Origin of the sequence: Streptomyces sp. NPDC056452, from assembly GCF_042796085.1 — a bacterium.
In the GTDB taxonomy this organism is placed as follows: Bacteria; Actinomycetota; Actinomycetes; order Streptomycetales; family Streptomycetaceae; genus Streptomyces.
The window spans coordinates 99,677-117,598 of sequence record NZ_JBHTRI010000025.1 but is presented as its reverse complement, the minus strand read 5'-3'; the positions used below and the strand labels follow the sequence as shown (position 1 = coordinate 117,598).

Sequence of the window (17,922 nt, the reverse complement as noted above, 5' to 3'; positions counted from 1 at the left end):
GTACGAGCCGAGGGGAACGTCAGGCGGCCGGCATCAGGACGGTGTCGATGATGTAGACCGTGGCGTTGGCCGTGGGGACGTTGCCGCAGACGACCTTCGAGGAGTCGTTCACGGTGTACGTCATGTCCGAACCGGACGTCGTCAGCTGCGTCTTGGCCAAGGTGTCGAAGGAGCCCTTGTCCAGCTGCGAGGGCGCCAGCTTCTCGCCCACGACGTGCGAGGTGAGCACCTTGGTGAGCGCGGCCTTGTCGGCGAGCAGCTTGTCCAGGTCGGCCTTCGGGATCTTGGCGAAGGCGTCGTTGGTCGGGGCGAACACCGTGATGTTCTCGGCACTGTTCAGGGTGTCGACGAGACCGGCCTGCTTGACGGCCGTGACCAGGGTGGACAGCGCCGGGTTGTTCGACGCCGCCGTGGCGACCGGGTCCTGGGCCATCCCCGCGAAGGAGCCGGCGCCGTCCTTCGGGACCGTCGCACAGGCCGGGCCGAACGGCTCGTCCATGGGACGGGTCTCCTTGGCCGGAGCGCTCGACGCGGCCTTGTCCGCGCCGGAGTCGGAGCCGGACGCCGCGGTGTCGGAGTCGCTGGAGCAGGCGGTCATCGCCAGCGGCAGCAGGGCTGCTGCGGACACGGCGACGGCGACGCGGCGAAGGTGACGGTTGTTCATGGTGTTCTCCTGTGAGGGTCGTTGATCAACAAAGGGGAGGGGAAAGGAAGAGGGATCGGTGGAACGGCCGGGCGGTCAGGACACGTCGACCACCACCGAGTGCCAGCCGGTCGCACCGTTGGGCACGGTGCCGACACGCTTGTCGGTCTGGGTGACGCCGGTACGGTCGGTCGCGCGGACCTCGAGGGTGTGGTGGCCGGTCGTGGCCGGCCACTCCCACACCCACTGGCGCCAGGTGTCACGACCGGCCTCGGCGGCCAGTCGTGCGGTGTGCCATTCGCCGCCGTCCACCCGGACCTCGACCCGGGCGATGCCCCGGTGCTGGGCCCAGGCGACGCCGGCGACGGGAACGGTGCCCGCGCGCGGGGAGGCGAAGGGGCGGGGCGTGTCGATGCGTGACTGGGTCTTGACGGGAGCCTCGCGCGACCAGTCGCGCTCGACCCAGTACGCGTCGTACGCGTCGAACGTCGTGAGTTCGATGTCCCGGATCCACTTGCAGGCCGAGACGTAGCCGTACAGACCGGGAACGACCATCCGGACGGGGAAGCCGTGGTCGAACGGCAGGGGTTCGCCGTTCATACCGACCGCGAGCAGTGCGTCGCGGCCGTCCATGACCGCCTCGACCGGTGTGCCGATCGTCATCCCGTCGACGGAACGCGCCACGATCTGGTCCGCGGGCCCGCCCTTCGACGGGGGCTTCACCCCGGCCTCGCTCAGCAGGTCGGCCAGTCGTACGCCGATCCACCGGGCGTTGCCCACGTACGGACCGCCCACCTGATTGGACACGCAGGTCAGCGTGATGTCCCGCTCGACGAGTTCGCGCCCCAGGAGGTCCTGGAAGCCGAGGGTGACGGGTCGCGCCACTCCCTTGCCGTGGATCCGCAGCCGCCACCGGTCGGCGTCGACGCGCGGGACCACCAGGGCGGTGTCCACCCGGTAGAAGTCCTTGTTCGGTGTCACGAAGGAGCTCAGCCCCCGGATCCCCAGATCGGCGCCCGCGGGTACCGCGGGAGCCGGCGAGGCGGGTGAAGGGAGTGCGATCTCGCCGCGTGAGGCGGAGACCCCGGCCAGTTCGGACGCCTGGAGCCGACGGCCCAGGAGTCCGGCACCGGCCGAGGCCGCCGCGGCAGCGGTCGCCGCGATCACGAATCCGCGGCGGTCGAAGGCACCCTGCGCCCCGCCGCCCGTCTCACCCGCCGCGGGAGACGGGCCGGCTGCCGGCGCGAGCCGTCCGGCCAGGAGGTACAGGACCCCCGCGGCCACCACGGCGCCCACGACCGACGGCAGCGCGTCGCTCGGGCGGCCCTCCGGCCGCCCGGCCGCCGCGACTGCGCCGACCGCACCGAAGACCAGTACGGCCGCAGCGCCGCTCCGCCGGTGCCGCAGCGCGAGGACCCCGACCGCCATGGCGAAGAGCGCCAGGAGTACGAGGATCCCGAGCTGCAGCACCAACTTGTCGCTGGTGCCGAAGTTCCGTACGGCGAAGTCCTTGACGGCCGCGGGAGTCCGGTCGATGACCGCCCCGCCCACCGCCGTGACCGGCCCCGCCTCGGGACGTACGGCAGCCGCGACGAGTTCGGCCACGCACAGGGCGGTGAACCCGGCGATCAGACCGCTGAGCGCGGCGAACGCGGCGCGTGCCCAGCGGGATCCCCGGGACGCGGAGGCCCCGTCCTTCTGCGAAACGTATCGGTCTGTGCTCACACCAGGAGTTCGGCACCGGGGGCCCCGCGGATTGGTCGTTCACCCGATCGAAGGAAGTTCAGGCAGCGGCCAATCCGCCGGCCTACCTGCACCGAATGACCTCTGAGGGGTTCTCCAGCGAGCCCCGGTCAGCCGTGGAACACCGGAAGGAACCCCCATGACAACGGAGCGGCGGCGCACAGCCGTGGTCGGCAGCGGAGTGGCGGGCTTGACCGCGGCGTACGTCCTGGGCAGGGCGCGGGACGTGACACTCCACGAGGCCGACGAGCGCGTCGGGGGCCACGCCCACACCCACGACCTGACCTCCTCGGACGGCCGCATACACCGCGTCGACTCCGGGTTCATCGTGCACAACCGGCGTACGTACCCCCATCTGCTCCGGCTCTTCGACGAACTCGGGGTCGCCACCCAGGAGTCGGAGATGAGCATGTCCGTGCGCTGCGAGGGCTGCGGCCTGGAGTACGCGGGCGCCCGGGGCGCCGCGGGGCTGTTCGCCCGGCCGGGCGCCGCCCTGCGGGGCCCGTACCTGAGGATGCTCGCCGAAGTGCCCCGCTTCCACCGGGCCGCCCGGGCCCTGCTCGCCCGGGACGACGGCGCGTCCCCCATGACCCTGGGGCAGTTCGCCGCCCGGGGCCGCTTCTCCCCTTACTTCACGGCCCACTTCCTGACGCCCATGGTCTCCGCCGTCTGGTCCTGCGACCCGGTGACCGCGCTGCGCTACCCGGCCCGCTACCTCTTCCGGTTCCTGGATCACCACGGGATGCTCTCGATCGGCGGGTCCCCGGTGTGGCGGACCGTCACCGGCGGATCGCGCGCCTACGTCGACCGCATCGCCAAGCAGGTGCACTCCGTGCGTACCTCCACCCCCGTGCGAGCGGTGCGCCGGCACAGCGACGGCGTGGAGATCGTCACCGAGGACGGTGCCACGCAGGAGTACGACGAGGTGGTCGTCGCCACCCACCCCGACCAGGCGCTCCGCCTGCTCGCCGACCCCACCGACGAGGAACGGCGCACCCTCGGCGCCTTCCGCTACTCCCACAACCCCACGCTGCTGCACACCGATACCGCGGTCCTGCCGCGCAGCCGGCGCGCCGCGGCCTCGTGGAACTACCTGATGCCGTCCTGCGCGGCCGATGCCGACCGGGTCACCGTCAGCTACGACATGAACCGGCTCCAGCGGCTGGACGCCCCCGAGCGGTTCGTCGTCACGCTGAACGGTGCGGACAGGGTCGACCCGGACCTCGTCCGGGCCCGCATGCTCTACGAGCACCCCGTCTTCACCCCGGAATCGGTCGCCGCCCAGGCCCGGCTGCCGGACCTTTCGGGACCGGTCACCGCCTACGCCGGGGCGTACCACGGCTGGGGGTTCCACGAGGACGGCTGCCGTTCCGGAGCCGAGGCGGCCGCCGCCCTGGGGGTGACCTGGTGAACGCCCTCTATCCGTGCGCCATCACCCACGTACGCACCTCTCCGCGCCGGTACGACCTGCGGCACCGCAGCTATCTGTGGCTGATCGACCCGGACCGGCCGCCACGGCTCCCGGCCGTCCTGCGCCCGCTGGCCCGCTTCGACGCGCGCGACCACTTCGGCGGCACGGCCCCCACGGTCCGGGCCGGGCTGGAGCGGTTCCTCGCCGCCCGGGGCATCGACCTCGCCGACGGCACCGTCACCATGCTCACCCAGGCCCGGGTCCTCGGCCATGTCTTCAATCCGCTGACCGTCTACTGGTGCCACCGCCCCGACGGCACGCCGCTCTGCGTGGTCGCCGAGGTGCACAACACCTACGGGGAACGTCACTGCTACCTGCTGCGCCCGGACGCCGCCGACCGGGCGGTGACCGGCAAGGAGTTCTACGTGTCGCCGTTCTTCCCCGTGGACGGCGACTACCGCATGCGGCTGCCCGAGCCCGACGGACGGCTGAACCTGACGATCCATCTGGAGCGAGCGGGAGCGCGTCCGTTCACAGCGACCGTACGGGGCGTTCGGCGCCCCGGTACGCCTGCCCAGTTGCTCAGGCTCTTCCTCCGCCACCCCTTTTCCACCGTTGTCGTATCCGCCGCCATCCGGCTGCACGGCATCCGGCTGTTCCTGCGCCGGCTGCCGGTCCAGTCACGTCCCCGTCACCGCACCCAGGAAGGCATGCAGTGAAGGTGCCCACCTCTCCCACTCCCTCCGCCCCGCCCGTCGCCCCCGCCCGCAGCGGCGCCATTCCCGCCCAGGCCAGAGGTGCCACGGCCCCCCTCACGGGCGTCGACCCGGACAGATGGCCCGATGTCGCGGTCCAGCCGTCGGCGTCCGGGGCCAGGACCGCCGTGGCCGAACGGCTCGTCCGGCACGCCCTCTCACGGCTCCCGCTGCGCGCCCGGCTCGCCGGCCGCGACAGCATCGGGCTGGGCGGGCCGCTCATGGAGATCCGGCGGCCCGACGCGTTCTTCCGGCGTATCGGCGCGAGCGGGCTGGTCGGCTTCGGCGAGTCGTACATGGCCGGCGAATGGGAGTCGCCGGACCTCGTCGGCGTCCTGACGGTCCTCGCCGGCAACGCGGCCGACCTCGTCCCCGCACCGCTGCAGAAGCTGCGGAGACTGTGGGCACCGCGGCAGCCCGCCGCGCAGACCAACACCCCCGAGGGCTCCCGCGACAACATCAGCCACCACTACGACCTGTCGAACGACCTGTTCGCGCTCTTCCTCGACGACACGCTGACGTACTCCTCGGCCGTCTTCCGCGGATTCCCGGCCGAGCACGACCTGCTGGCCGCCGGCCAGCACCGCAAGATCGACCGGCTGCTCGACATGGCCGGCGTGAGCGGGGGCACGGAGCTGCTGGAGATCGGCACCGGCTGGGGCGAACTCGCCCTCCGGGCCGCCGCCCGCGGCGCCCGCGTCACCACCCTGACGCTCTCCCGGGAACAGCAGGAACTGGCCAGGGCCAGGATCCGCGAGGCCGGCCACGAGGACCGCGTGGACGTGCGGCTGTGCGACTACCGGGACGTCACCGGGGAGTTCGACGCGGTCGTCAGCGTCGAGATGATCGAGGCCGTCGGCCAGGAGTTCTGGCCGGTGTACTTCCGCACGCTGGACCGCTGCCTCGCCCCCGGCGGGCGCATCGCCCTCCAGGCGATCACGATGCCGGACGACCGGATGCTGGCCAGCAGCAGCACCCACACCTGGATCCAGAAGTACATCTTCCCCGGCGGGCTGCTCCCCTCCACCGAGTCGATCGAGCGCGTCACCACCGCGCACACCACCCTGCGGACGAGGCAGCGCAGCACCTACGGCATGCACTACGCCGAGACCCTCAGGCTGTGGCGTGAGCGCTTCGAGGAGCGGGCGGACCGGGTCGACGCCCTCGGCTTCGACGCGACCTTCCGGCGCATGTGGACCTTCTACCTCGCCTACTCCGAAGCCGGATTCCGGTCCGGCTATCTCGATGTGCAGCAGATTCTCCTGACCCGTGAGGACACCGCGTGAACACCATCACCCACACCCCGGGGTACGGGGCCGCGCAACGCATCGCGCCGGTCATCGAGCAGTTCCTCGGCGGGCCGCCGCCGGTCAGGATCAGGATGTGGGACGGCAGCGAGACCGGTCCCGAGGACGCGCCCACGGTGCACGTCCGTTCGCGCAGGGCGCTGCGCCGCCTCCTCTGGAAGCCGGGCGAACTGGGCCTGGCCGAGGCCTACATCACCGGTGACATCGACATCGACGACAACCTCGCGGCCGGACTGCGCGCCATGCGCCGCGCCTCACGACAGCAGGGCCTGCAACCGCCCCGCCCCGGCCTCGCCGACCGCCTCCGTGCGGCCGGAACCGCCCTGCGCCTCGGAGCGGTCGGCCCCCGCCCGCCGGTCCCCGCGGCCCGGGCCGGGATCGGCGGCGCGCTGCACAGCAAGGCCCGGGACCGGGCGGCCATCAGCCACCACTACGACCTGTCCAACGCGTTCTACTCCCTGCTCCTCGACGAGACCATGGCGTACTCGTGCGGCTACTGGACCGGCACCGGGCCGGACTACGGACCGGCCGACGCCCAGCGCGACAAGCTGGAGCTGATCTGTCGCAAGCTCGGGCTGCGGCCCGGGGCACGCCTCCTCGACATCGGCTGCGGCTGGGGGTCCCTGACCCTGCACGCGGCCGGCAGGCACGGGGTCCGCGTCACCGCGGTCACGCTGGCCGAGGAGCAGGCGGCCTACGTACGCGGTCAGGTCGCGGAGCGCGGCCTGGAGGATCTCGTCGAGGTGCACTGCTGCGACTACCGCGACGTCGCCGCCCTGCCCGGCTTCCAGGGCGGGTACGACGCCGTGTCCACCGTCGAGATGGGGGAGCACGTCGGGGACGCCGAGTACCCGGCCTTCACCGCGCTGCTGCACTCGGTGCTCCGGCCGCAGGGGCGCGCCCTGGTCCAGCAGATGTCCCGCGACTCCACCGCTCCGGGCGGCGGGGCCTTCATCGAGTCGTACATCGCGCCGGACATGCACATGCGCCCGCTCGGTGAGACCGTCGGACTCCTCGAAGGGGCGGGGCTGGAGGTGCGTGACGTGGAGTCGATGCGTGAGCACTACGTGCTGACCGTCGAGGCCTGGCACCGGACCCTGGAGGAGCGCTGGCCCGAGGTCGTCGCCCTGGTCGGCGAGGAGACCGCGCGCGTGTGGCGGCTCTACCTGGTGGGCGGCGCCCTGGCGTTCGAGGAGCGGCGCATGGGCGTCGACCAGATCCTGTCCGTGCGGCCGGATGCGGATGGATCGGCCGGCCTGCCCGCAACCCGGCACGACTGGCACACGGGCCTCGGCGCCGCGGCCGGCCAGGACGGTCGCGCCCCCGCCGAACCGGTCATCGCGGGGCCCCGCCCAGGCTCCGGCCGGTGAGCGGCTTCGCCTGGGCGGCATTCGCCCAGAACCTGGCCGCGGCGGCGGGTGCCGCGCTCGCCGTCATGCTCGTGACGTTCCTGATCGCCCTGCGCAGGCGCCTGCACCGGATCGTCGACGTGGCGTGGGGCGTCGGCTTCGCGGCCGTCGCCCTCGTCTCCTACGCCATGTCGGCGCAGGACGGGGACCAGGCGCGCAGGCTCCTGGTGAGCGCGCTCACCGTCGTCTGGGGGCTGCGGCTCGCCGTGCACATCGGACGACGGGGCCGGGGCCACGGGGAGGATCCGCGGTACGAGGCCATGCTGGCCAAGGCGCCGGGCAGTCCCGACCTGTACGCCCTGCGCAAGGTGTACCTGCTGCAGGGGGCGTTGGTCTGGCTCATCTCCTTGCCGGTACAGGCCGGTTACTACGTGCCGGAGCCGCTGGACGGGTGGGCCTGGGCGGGCACCGCGCTGTGGGCTGTGGGGCTCGGCTTCGAGGCGGTGGGGGACCGGCAACTGGCCCGGTTCAAGAGCGATCCGGCGAACAAGGGCCGGATCATGGACCGGGGGCTGTGGTCCTGGACCCGGCACCCGAACTACTTCGGCGACTTCTGCGTCTGGTGGGGGCTCTTCCTCGTCGTGTGCTCCGACCCCGCGGTCGCGGCGGCGACCCTCGTGGCGCCCGTGGTGATGAGCCTCCTGCTGATCAAGGGCAGCGGCAAGGCGCTGCTGGAGCGGCACATGGCCGGACGGCCCGGTTACGAGAGCTACCGGGCCCGCACCAGCGGATTCCTCCCGTGGCCGCCGGGCAGAAAACGCTGAACAGCCCCTGGGCGCACGCGCCCAGGGGCTCCTGGCCCGGACTCAGGCGCCCGGGAAGTCCATCAGGGCCAGCGGCGCCGAGGTCGGCTGCTCGGATCCACCCGCCGGCTCGACGGTGATGCCCATGCCGGACGCCCCGTCGACCGGCCCGTCCAGCAGTACGGCGTCGTCCGGCGCCGACGGGTTCATCAGACCGGCGGACCGCATGGTCCCGTCGTCGTTGAACCAGAGCTGGTAGACCTTGCCCCCGGGCGGCCGGGCCAGGCCGGAGGCCAGGAAGACCGCCTGGTTCTCGCTCTGCGAGACGACGACGGCCCCGCGTGCCCCGCCGTCCAGGGCTCCCGAGCCGGTCCTGGCATCCGGCGCCGAGAGCACTCGGGCCAGCTGCTCGTTGTGCTGCTGTGCCCGGTGCGCCTCCTGACGGGCGTCCTGCGCGACCTGGTTCTGCCACACGGCGACCCCGCCGAACGCGGCAGCGGCGGCGACACATGCGGCGAGCGCGTACGTCGACCAGCGGCCCGCCCGGCCCGCGGGGGCACCGGCGCGGCCGCTCCGGCCGTGGGCCGGCGGCTCCTGCCGCACCGTCGTGATCTCCCGCAGCACCCGGTCGCGCAACGCGGGCGGCGCAGTGATGGACACCGCGAGTCCGAGCCGGGCGGCGGTGGCGGACAGCTCCCGTACCTCCTGGGTGCACGCCTCGCAGGCCTCCAGATGCCGCTCGAACGCGAGGCGTTCGTCCTCCGGCAGAGCGTGCAGGGCATACGCCCCGGTCAGCGTGTGCAGATCGGCGGTGCTCATGCGTTCACCCCCAGGCAGTCGCGCAGCCGGATCAGCCCGTCGCGCAACCGTGTCTTGATCGTTCCCAGTGGTACGGAGAGCAGCTCGCCGACCTCGCGATAGGTCAGCCCCCGGTAGTACGCCAGGGTCACGGACTGACGCTGGAGCTCGGAGAGCGTCCGCAGGCAGCGCCGGACCTGTTCCCTCTCCAGCCGGGTCTCGACCTGTTCGGAGACTTCGTCGAAGTCGGGCGTGCGGTCCAGCAGCGCAGCCCTGTGCTCCCGCGCCGCGCTCGCCTCGGCCGACCGGACCCGGTCGACGGCGCGGTGGTGGGCCAGGGTGAGGACCCAGTTCATCGCACTGCCGCGGGACGGCTGGAAGCGGGCGGCCGTGCGCCACACCTCGACCAGCACCTCCTGGGCGACTTCCTCGGACTGGGCGGGGTCGCGCAGGACACTGCGCACCAGGCCGAGGACCGACCCGCTGACCATGTCGTACACCTCGCTGAAGGCGTCCTGGTCCCCACGGGCGACCATGACGAGCAGCGCCTGCAGATCGGGCCCCGGCGCGGGTGCCCCGCTGATGTATACGGCCTCTTTCACGCGGATGTTCCTCCCAGGGCACGCATCGGTTTCCTGGGTGATTCGAAGCCGACGGCCGTACGGATTGGTCGGTGGGCCGGAATCGTCGCACGGCCCGGCCACCGTCGACGGGACAGGGACCGGGCCGCAGGGGTGGTCGGGCTCGCTACGCGGCCTTCTCCTGCTCGCGCTCGACCTGCTCGTTCCACTCGCGCTTGACCGAGCGCCAGGCGTCGTCGTTCTGGCCGAGGCGCCAGTAACCGGAGATCGACAGCTGGGCGAGCGGGATACCGCGCTCCAGCCGAAGGTGCCGGCGGATCTCCTTCACGAAGCCCGCCTCGCCGTGGACAAAGGCCTGCACCTCGCCCTCGGGGAAATCGAGCCCTGTCACCGCGGCGGTGAGAGCCTCTCCGACGGGACGGCCGCCCCGGTGCAGCCAGGTCACCACGGCTCCGTCGGGCGTGACGATCTTCTGCTCCTCCGCGGCGTCCGCGACCTCGACGAAGGCGTGCACCAGCGCGCCCGCCGGCATCTGCTCCAGGGCCACGGCGATCGCCGGCAGCGCGCTCTCGTCGCCGACGAGCAGGTGCCAGTCGGCCGAGGCCTGCGGCCCGTAACCGCCGCCGGGGCCCAGGAACGTCACCTGGTCGCCGGGCTGTGCCCGGCTCGCCCACGGACCCGCGAGGCCCTCGTCGCCGTGCACCACGAAGTCGATGGCGAGCTCACGGGCGGCCGGGTCCCAGGAACGCACCGTGTACGTACGGGTGGTGGGCCACTGCTCGCGCGGGTACTCCTCGCGGATCCTGGCCATGTCGAAGGGGTGCGCGTAGTCCGCGCCCTCGGGCGCGAAGCACAGCTTGACGTAGTGGTCGGCGAACCCCGCGAGCTCGAAGCCTGCCAGGCCGTCGCCGCCGAGAACGACCCTCACCATGTGCGGGGTGATCTGCTCGGTGCGCACGACCTGCGCCCCCTGCGCCGTCGGTGCCCGGCGTTCCTGCCGCTCTGCCACAAGGGACTCCCTGCTCTGGTGGGCAATGAACCTCTGTACTTAGGTTTGCCTAAGTTAGCACTTTCACGCCTGGAGTGTGACGAGCAGGCGCTGCAGTGCGCCGCCCAGGCCCCACTGGGCCGCGAGGGCCTCGAGAGCCGCCGGGTCGCGCGGCTCGTCGGGAAGTGCCGGGTCGAATGCGGGCAGCGGTACGTCGCCGGCGACCCGGACCACCTTCGGCGCGACCGCCACGTAGTCCCGCGCCTCGTCGAGACGCTTGCGCTGCGACGGGGTCAGCTTCGAGGCCGGATCGTCGACCGCGGCCATGATCCCGGCCAGATCGCCGAAGGCGTCCAGCAGCTTCGCCGCCGTCTTCTCGCCGATGCCGGGGACTCCCGGCAGTCCGTCGCTCGGATCTCCGCGCAGCAGTGCGAGATCGACGTAGCCGGCGCCGTCGACGCCGTACTTCTCCCGCAGCCATGCCTCGTCGGTCATCTGGAGCGTGCCCACGCCCTTCAGCGGGTACAGCACCCGCACCTCACGGGCGTCGTCGACCAGCTGGTACAGGTCGCGGTCGCCGGTCACGATGTCCACCGGGCCGGTGGCCCGGCCGGCGAGCGTGCCGATCACGTCGTCCGCCTCGTACGGATCGACGCCCACCCTGGCGATGCCGAGTGCGTCCAGGACGTCCTCGATGATCGGGACCTGCGGGGAGAGGGTGTCGGGGGTCTCCTCCTCGTCCGGGACCCCGGCGGGTGTCTCGGCCGCCACCCGGTGCGCCTTGTAGGTGGGGATCAGCTCGACCCGCCAGTGCGGCCGCCAGTCCGCGTCCATGCAGGCGACCAGGTCGTCGGGCCGGTGGTCCTGGACCAGCCGGGCGATGAAGTCGAGCAGCCCGCGCACGGCGTTGACCGGGGTGCCGTCCGGTGCGCGCACCGAGTCCGGTACGCCGAAGTAGGCGCGGAAGTAGAGGGAAGCGGTGTCGAGGAGCATCAGGCGTCGCGTCACACCCCGATGATGCCGCACCGCACCGACACCGCCCGGCGCCTACGCCTGCCGTCCCTCGGCCGCCGTCCCTCGAAGGTGAACTGGATCACACACGTGTTTGGGTTGCGTAAGTGCGGGCAGGCGCGCCACCGGAGCGGACCACGTCCATTTTTCCCGATGCACGTGTTTTGCGGACCGAATCCGCACTGCTCCACGGTCTGCCGGTGGGGGTGGCAGACCGTTTTGGTTCAACGCGTGAGGTGTATGTGTCAAGGCTGCAAGCAGAACACCTGTACAAGGTGTTCGGCAGACGACCCGATCAAGCCGTGCAGAAGCTCGAGAGCGGTACCCACCGCGACGAACTGCGCGCCGACGGAACGACCGCAGCGGTGATCGACGCCTCGTTCACCGTGGAACCGGGCCAGATCTTCGTCGTCATGGGGCTCTCCGGATCCGGAAAGTCCACATTGCTGCGGATGCTCAACGGGCTGCTCGAGCCCACCGCCGGACGTGTGCTGTTCGACGGGCAGGACCTGACCGCCCTGAGCCCTCGCGAGCTGCGCGGCGTCCGCTCCTCCAAGATCAGCATGGTGTTCCAGCACTTTGCGCTCTTCCCCCACAGGAGCGTGCTCGAGAACGCCGCGTACGGGCTGGAAGTGCAGGGCGTACCGCGTGCCGAGCGCGAGAAGCGCGCCGCCGACGCCCTGGAGATGACCGGCCTCGCCGGCTGGGAGAAGTCCTGGCCCGACGAGCTGTCCGGCGGTATGCAGCAGCGAGTCGGCCTGGCCCGCGCGCTCGCCACCGACGCCGATCTCCTGCTGATGGACGAGTCCTTCAGCGCCCTCGACCCGCTGATCCGCCGCGACATGCAGGACCAGCTGCTCGAACTGCAGAAGCGCCTGAAGAAGACCATCGTCTTCATCACCCACGACCTCAACGAGGCCATGCGCCTCGGTGACCGCATCGCCGTGATGCGGGACGGCGAGATCGTCCAGCAGGGCACCGCCGAGGACATCCTCGTCCGGCCGGCCAACGACTACGTGGCCTCCTTCATCCAGGACGTCGACCGCTCCCGCGTGCTCACCGCCGGATCGATCATGGAGAAGCCCGAAGCGGGCCGCTCCGACGAGGACCTGATGGCCGAGGCCCCCGCGACGGTGTCCGCCGAGACGCCCATCGCGGAGCTCTTCACCCCCTGCTCCACCAGCGGGGTCGCCGTAGCCGTCACCGACGCGGAAGGCGGCGTCATCGGCGTCGTGCCGCGCAACCGTCTGCTCGCCGCACTCGGCGAGGAACCGAAGGTCGAGAACGTGCTGCCGGCCCAGCGTGACATCAAGAAGGTGAACGCCGGTGCCTAGGGTCTCCTTCGGCGAGTGGGTCGAGAGCGCCGTCGACTGGCTCCAGTCGAACCTCACCTGGATCTTCGACGCCATCAAGGCCGTCCTCGGCGGCATGTACGACGGTGTCAACGCGGTGCTCGGCGGCGGTGAGCCGCTGCTGATGGCGGCGATCTTCGCCGTGATCGCCTTCTGGCTGCGCGGCATCGTCCCGGCCGTGCTCACCTTCGCGGGCTTCGCGCTGATCGACTCCCTCGCCCTGTGGGACGAGGCGATGGCGACGCTCTCGCTGGTCGTGGTGGCAGCCGTCATCACCATCGTGATCGCGGTGCCCATGGGTATCTGGGCCGCGCGCAACAACAGGGTCAGCGCCGCGCTGCGGCCGGTGCTCGACGTCATGCAGACGATGCCGGCCTTCGTCTACCTGATCCCCGGCGTCATGTTCTTCGGCGTCGGCGTCACCCCGGGTGTCATCGCCACCATCGTCTTCGCGATGCCCCCCGGCGTCCGGATGACCGAGCTCGGCATCCGCCAGGTCGACAGCGAGCTGGTCGAGGCGGCCGCAGCGTTCGGCACCACGCCCAAGGACACCCTGACCCGGGTGCAGCTTCCGCTCGCGCTTCCGACGATCATGGCCGGAATCAACCAGGTCATCATGCTGGCCCTGTCGATGGTCGTCATCGGCGGTATGGCCGGCGCCGGAGGCCTCGGCGAGAAGGTGTACGCCGCGATCACCCAGCTCCAGGTCGGCCTCGCCGCCGAGAGCGGGATCGCCGTCGTCATCCTCGCCATGTACCTCGACCGGATGACCGGAGCGCTCAACGAGCGGGTCTCGCCGCTCGGCCGCCGAGCGGCCGCCAAGGTCGCCGCCGGTGCGCGTCGTCTGAAGTTCACGCACTACAAGCCGGGAACCGCCGTGGCGATGACCGGTGTCGTCGTCCTCGCGCTCGTCGCGGGCGGTCTGAACATCGCCGGCCCGGGCTCGAACGACTCCGGGACCGCCACGGCCGACAGCGGGAACGTCGGCAAGGGCCAGAAGATCAACCTGGGCTACATCCCCTGGGACGAGGGCATCGCCTCCACCTTCCTCTGGAAGGAGCTCCTGGAGCAGCGCGGCTACACCACGGGCATCACCCAGCTCGACGCCGGCCCGCTCTACTCCGGCGTCGCCCGTGGCGACATCGACTTCCAGACGGACTCCTGGCTGCCGACCACGCACAAGGACTACTGGGACAAGTACAGCGGCCAGCTGGACGATCTCGGTTCCTGGTACGGGCCGACCTCGCTGGAGCTGACCGTTCCCTCGTACGTCAAGGGCATCGACTCGCTCGATGACCTCAAGGGCCAGGGCAAGAAGTTCAACGGCAAGATCATCGGCATCGAGTCGAGCGCCGGGATGATGGGCACGCTGAACGAGAAGGTGCTCAAGGAGTACGGCCTGGAGGGCGAGTACAAGGTCGTCTCCTCCAGTACTTCCTCGATGCTGGCCGAGCTGAACGCCTCGATCAAGAAGAAGGAGCCCGTCGTGGTGACCCTGTGGTCGCCGCACTGGGCCTACGGCAAGCACGACCTGAAGAAGCTCAAGGACCCCAAGGGTGCCTGGGGCAAGGGCGAAGAGGTCCACACCGTCGCCCACAAGGGCTTCGCCAAGAAGGCTCCGGCTGTCGCCGACTGGCTGAAGAAGTTCAAGCTCACCGAGAAGCAGCTCACGAGCCTGGAGAACGAGATCCAGGGAGCCGGCCAGGGCAAGGAGCAGGACGGCGTACGCAGCTGGCTGAAGAAGAACCCCGGCCTCGTCGACAAGCTGGCGCCGGTGCCCGGCGGTGCGGGCGGCGCGAAGCAGGGCAAGGACGCGGGCAAGACCGTCAACATGGGGTACTTCCCGTGGGACGAGGCCATCGCCTCCACCTACCTCTGGCAGAACATGCTGGAGGACCGCGGGTACAGGACCACCGTCAAGCAGCTCGACCCGGGCCCGCTCTACACCGGCCTCGCGCAGGGGCAGCTGGACGTCCAGTTCGACTCCTGGCTGCCGACCACGCACAAGGACTACTGGGAGCGGTACAAGGACAACCTCACCGATCTCGGTTCCTGGTACGGGCCGACCTCGCTGGAGCTGACCGTTCCCTCGTACGTCAAGGGCATCGACTCGCTCGATGACCTCAAGGGCCAGGGCAAGAAGTTCAACGGCAAGATCATCGGCATCGAGTCGAGCGCCGGGATGATGGGCACGCTGAACGAGAAGGTGCTCAAGGAGTACGGCCTGGAGGGCGAGTACAAGGTCGTCTCCTCCAGTACTTCCTCGATGCTGGCCGAGCTGAACCGGTCGATCAAGAAGAAGGAGCCGGTCGTGGTGACCCTGTGGTCGCCGCACTGGGCCTACGGCAAGCACGACCTGAAGAAGCTCAAGGACCCCAAGGGTGCCTGGGGCGAGGGCGAGCAGATCCACACGGTCGCCAAGAAGGACTTCGCCAAGGACTTCCCGGAGTTCACCGGCTGGCTGAAGGACTTCAAGCTCACCGAGGCGCAGCTGGCCTCGCTCGAGGTGGAGATCCAGAAGGGCGGGGCGGGCAAGGAGAAGGAGTCCGCCCGCCACTGGATGGACGCCAACCCGGATGTGGTGGACCAGCTGGCCCCCGTCGGCAGCTGAGTCGTCCGCGTCAGCCGTCAACACCCTGAAGGGGACGGTCCCGGCAGTGAGCCGGGGCCGTCCCCTTCGGGCTGGTCGGAGCCCTCCCGGAACGTTTCCCGGCCATTCACTTCGCCTCCATCGCGCAAACGACATGCGTAGGGTGCTGGCAACCGGGAGGATGGCGATCCGGGGAGGGAGCCGGACATGGACGACAAGGAAGCCCTTCGAGTGGGTGCCGCGGTTCGCCGACGGCGCAGGACCCTGGGCCTCACGCTGGCCGCGGTGGCCGGGCGCAGCGGCCTGTCCGTGCCGTTCCTCAGCCAGATCGAGAACGAGCGGGCCAGACCCAGCGCCCGTTCCCTGGACCGGGTGGCCGAAGCACTGGAGACCACGACCGAGCGGCTGCGGGCCGCGGCGGACTCGGCGCGTTCCGTGGACGTCGTGCGGGCGGGTGACGACGACGGCGTACGCAGACTGGTGCGCGGACGCCACCAGCTCAGCGTCCTGGAATTCGTCGGCGAGCAGGACCTCGGACGTGAGTTCCAGCACCGCAACGACGAGGTGATGTACGTCGTGGAGGGCGCCGCAGAGGTCGAGGCCGAGGGCCAGGCCTACCGGCTGGGCCGTGGCGACACCCTCTTCCTCTCCGGCGGGGTCCGGCACCGGTGGCGCGCGACGGTACCCGGCACCCGGCTGCTCGTCGTCGCCGTCGCCGAGCACATCGACGCGACGTACGACTCGCGTCGCTGAGCCGAAAGGGTTTCGCCGTGCGCGTCGTGTCCCTGGTTCCCTCACTGACCGAAGCGGTGGCCGTCACCGCCCCCGGCCTGCTCGTCGGTGCCACCGACTGGTGCACCCACCCGCCGGAGCTCACCGCCGCCCGGATCGGCGGTACGAAGAATCCCGACGTGGCGGCCGTCGTGGCACTGCGCCCCGACCTCGTCGTGGCCAACGAGGAGGAGAACCGGGAACCCGACCTCGCCGTCCTGCGGGAAGCCGGACTGAACGTCCTGGTCACCGAGGTCCGCACCCTCGGCCAGGCCTTCACCGAACTGGACCGGGTCCTGGTCACCGGATGCGGCCTGAGCCGGCCGCGCTGGCTGGACGAGGCCGAGGCCGCCTGGGCGGCGCTGCCGCCTCCCGCCACCCCGCGCCCCGCGGTCATCCCGGTCTGGCGCAGGCCCTGGATGGTGCTGGGCCGCGACACGTTCGCCGGTGACCTGCTGGCACGGTTCGGCGTACGCAACGTCTACGCGGACCACCCGGAGCGCTATCCCCGTATCCCGGTGGCCGAGCTGAACGCGGCAGGCGCCGAGCTTGTCGTCCTGCCCGACGAGCCGTACCGCTTCACCGCCACCGACGGCCCCGAGGCCTTTCCCGGACTGCCCGCCGCGCTCGTCGACGGGCGTCACCTCACGTGGTACGGGCCGTCGCTGACCGAAGCGGCTGCGGCGCTGCGAGCAGCACTCCGCTGAGCAGCCCCCGCAGCGTCCGCACGCCCGCCACCGCCCAGGCGGCCACCAGCAGCACGTAGAGCGCGACGGCCAGCCAGACGAATGCGGTGAGCCCGGTGTGCCTGGCCAGTCCCGCCGCGCCCGTGACACACGTACCGACCGGGAACGTGAAGCCCCACCACGTCATCGTGAACCGCATACCGCGCCGCGCGGCCCGCACCACCATCGCCACGGACAGAGACAGCCACAGCAGCGCGAACCCCATCACCGGCACCCCGTACAGCACGGCGAAGGCGCCGAACGCCGAGGCGTACGGCGCCCCGATCGCACCCGGCGCCACATCGGCCAGCTGATTGACCGCGGTCGTCGACTGGCCCAGCGGGCCGAGCACCAGGAAGAGGGTCGGTGTCAGCGCGAGCGGCAACGGGCCCTGGTGCACCAGCCGGCCGAAGACCAGCGGAACGATCACCAGGGTCGCCAGCAGCGACAGCCCGAACATCGCGTAGCAGGCGAGCAGCAGCGCCTCGCGCCACTGGCCCGCGGGCAGTTCCGGCACGAGCAGCGGACCGACAGCGGCGGAGACCATCGGCGCCACGAGGGGGAGCAGCCAGACCGGCGACGCGGTGCCCGGTGCCGGACGGTGCCGTACGACCATGAGGTACGGGATCGCGACCGCCGCGGCGAGGCCGGCCACCGTGCCGAGTGTGAACAGCACCGCGTCCACGGCGACCGCGGCGGAATGACCGATGACGTCCCGGCCGACCAGCAGGGTGCCCGCGCCGACGGCGAGCAGCGCCATGGAGAGGCAGCCGTAGAACGGGGCGACGGCAGGATCCAGGAGGTGGGCACGGGCCTGGTCCCGGTGCAGGATCCAGTGCCCGGCGCGGGCCGCGAGGACCACGACGAGCAGTACCGCGGACACGGCCCAGACCGCGAGGCAGACACCGCGCAGCCCCGGCACATGGACGGGCAGCCCTGCCCCTGCCGTGGCGACGATCGCCGTGCCCATGACCGTCGCGTACCAGTTGGGGCCGAAGTACCGCAGGGACGGGAGCCGGAGAGGGGCGGGAGCGGGGGCGAGCACCCGGGACTGGATCTGCGGAAAGATGGCCATGCCACGATTCTCGGCGGGCG

General features: G+C 71.2%; 16 protein-coding genes. 9 read left to right on the top strand and 7 right to left on the bottom strand.

The window, feature by feature from the left end:
• Positions 1–19: 19 nt before the first annotated feature.
• Entirely contained in the window at positions 20–664 is a 645-nt protein-coding gene (locus ACFQ6X_RS24160; protein ID WP_383184429.1) for a fasciclin domain-containing protein, read from the bottom strand.
• Positions 665–739: 75 nt separating this feature from the next.
• Positions 740–2,275, bottom strand: coding sequence for a molybdopterin-dependent oxidoreductase (locus ACFQ6X_RS24155; RefSeq protein ID WP_383184444.1), 1,536 nt, complete (start codon positions 2,273–2,275; stop codon positions 740–742).
• A gap of 250 nt (positions 2,276–2,525) precedes the next feature.
• Between ACFQ6X_RS24155 and ACFQ6X_RS24150 the strand changes: the two genes are divergently transcribed.
• The 5 genes from ACFQ6X_RS24150 to ACFQ6X_RS24130 are packed head-to-tail and all read left to right on the top strand — an operon-like array spanning position 2,526 to position 8,032.
• Positions 2,526–3,797: an NAD(P)/FAD-dependent oxidoreductase gene (locus ACFQ6X_RS24150; RefSeq protein ID WP_383184428.1), complete on the top strand. Its 1,272-nt coding sequence runs from the start codon at positions 2,526–2,528 to the stop codon at positions 3,795–3,797.
• Positions 3,791–4,516: a DUF1365 domain-containing protein gene (locus ACFQ6X_RS24145; RefSeq protein WP_383184443.1), complete on the top strand. Its 726-nt coding sequence runs from the start codon at positions 3,791–3,793 to the stop codon at positions 4,514–4,516. Before ACFQ6X_RS24150 ends, ACFQ6X_RS24145 begins: the two co-directional genes overlap by 7 nt.
• The gene (locus ACFQ6X_RS24140) at positions 4,513–5,838 is read left to right on the top strand and encodes a class I SAM-dependent methyltransferase (protein ID WP_383184427.1); all 1,326 of its coding nucleotides are present in this window, start codon (positions 4,513–4,515) and stop codon (positions 5,836–5,838) included. Before ACFQ6X_RS24145 ends, ACFQ6X_RS24140 begins: the two co-directional genes overlap by 4 nt.
• The gene (locus ACFQ6X_RS24135; RefSeq protein ID WP_383184426.1) at positions 5,835–7,229 is read left to right on the top strand and encodes a class I SAM-dependent methyltransferase; all 1,395 of its coding nucleotides are present in this window, start codon (positions 5,835–5,837) and stop codon (positions 7,227–7,229) included. The genes ACFQ6X_RS24140 and ACFQ6X_RS24135 overlap by 4 nt, the downstream gene beginning before the upstream one ends.
• Positions 7,226–8,032, top strand: a complete 807-nt coding sequence (locus ACFQ6X_RS24130; RefSeq protein ID WP_383184425.1) for a DUF1295 domain-containing protein — start codon at positions 7,226–7,228, stop codon at positions 8,030–8,032. The genes ACFQ6X_RS24135 and ACFQ6X_RS24130 overlap by 4 nt, the downstream gene beginning before the upstream one ends.
• A gap of 42 nt (positions 8,033–8,074) precedes the next feature.
• Here the strand turns inward: ACFQ6X_RS24130 and ACFQ6X_RS24125 are convergent, their stop codons facing one another.
• The 4 genes from ACFQ6X_RS24125 to ACFQ6X_RS24110 form a co-directional block, all read right to left on the bottom strand.
• Positions 8,075–8,830 carry an anti-sigma factor domain-containing protein gene (locus ACFQ6X_RS24125; protein WP_383184424.1) on the bottom strand — a complete coding sequence of 252 codons (756 nt, stop codon included), beginning with the start codon at positions 8,828–8,830 and terminating at the stop codon, positions 8,075–8,077.
• Complete coding sequence (locus ACFQ6X_RS24120) at positions 8,827–9,411, bottom strand: sigma-70 family RNA polymerase sigma factor (protein ID WP_383184423.1); 585 nt, start codon at positions 9,409–9,411, stop codon at positions 8,827–8,829. Before ACFQ6X_RS24120 ends, ACFQ6X_RS24125 begins: the two co-directional genes overlap by 4 nt.
• A 145-nt stretch (positions 9,412–9,556) precedes the next feature.
• Positions 9,557–10,399 carry a siderophore-interacting protein gene (locus ACFQ6X_RS24115; protein WP_383184422.1) on the bottom strand — a complete coding sequence of 281 codons (843 nt, stop codon included), beginning with the start codon at positions 10,397–10,399 and terminating at the stop codon, positions 9,557–9,559.
• A 63-nt stretch (positions 10,400–10,462) separates the two neighbouring features.
• Positions 10,463–11,371 (bottom strand): 5'-3' exonuclease H3TH domain-containing protein, encoded by a 909-nt coding sequence (locus ACFQ6X_RS24110; protein WP_383184442.1) that lies wholly within the window; start codon positions 11,369–11,371, stop codon positions 10,463–10,465.
• A 260-nt stretch (positions 11,372–11,631) separates the two neighbouring features.
• Here ACFQ6X_RS24110 and ACFQ6X_RS24105 point away from each other — a divergent pair, with 260 nt between their 5' ends.
• The 4 genes from ACFQ6X_RS24105 (at position 11,632) to ACFQ6X_RS24090 (ending at position 16,809) form a co-directional block, all read left to right on the top strand.
• Entirely contained in the window at positions 11,632–12,723 is a 1,092-nt protein-coding gene (locus ACFQ6X_RS24105; protein WP_383184421.1) for a glycine betaine/L-proline ABC transporter ATP-binding protein, read from the top strand.
• Positions 12,716–15,352 (top strand): ABC transporter permease/substrate binding protein, encoded by a 2,637-nt coding sequence (locus tag ACFQ6X_RS24100; protein WP_383184420.1) that lies wholly within the window; start codon positions 12,716–12,718, stop codon positions 15,350–15,352. Before ACFQ6X_RS24105 ends, ACFQ6X_RS24100 begins: the two co-directional genes overlap by 8 nt.
• Before the next feature lie 186 nt (positions 15,353–15,538).
• The gene (locus ACFQ6X_RS24095) at positions 15,539–16,084 is read left to right on the top strand and encodes a cupin domain-containing protein (RefSeq protein ID WP_329212810.1); all 546 of its coding nucleotides are present in this window, start codon (positions 15,539–15,541) and stop codon (positions 16,082–16,084) included.
• Between the two features lie 17 nt (positions 16,085–16,101).
• Entirely contained in the window at positions 16,102–16,809 is a 708-nt protein-coding gene (locus ACFQ6X_RS24090; protein ID WP_383184419.1) for a helical backbone metal receptor, read from the top strand.
• On the opposite strand, the gene ACFQ6X_RS24085 is transcribed toward ACFQ6X_RS24090, so the two are convergent.
• Positions 16,748–17,902: a TDT family transporter gene (locus tag ACFQ6X_RS24085; RefSeq protein WP_383184418.1), complete on the bottom strand. Its 1,155-nt coding sequence runs from the start codon at positions 17,900–17,902 to the stop codon at positions 16,748–16,750. The genes ACFQ6X_RS24090 and ACFQ6X_RS24085 overlap by 62 nt on opposite strands.
• Positions 17,903–17,922: the final 20 nt, after the last annotated feature.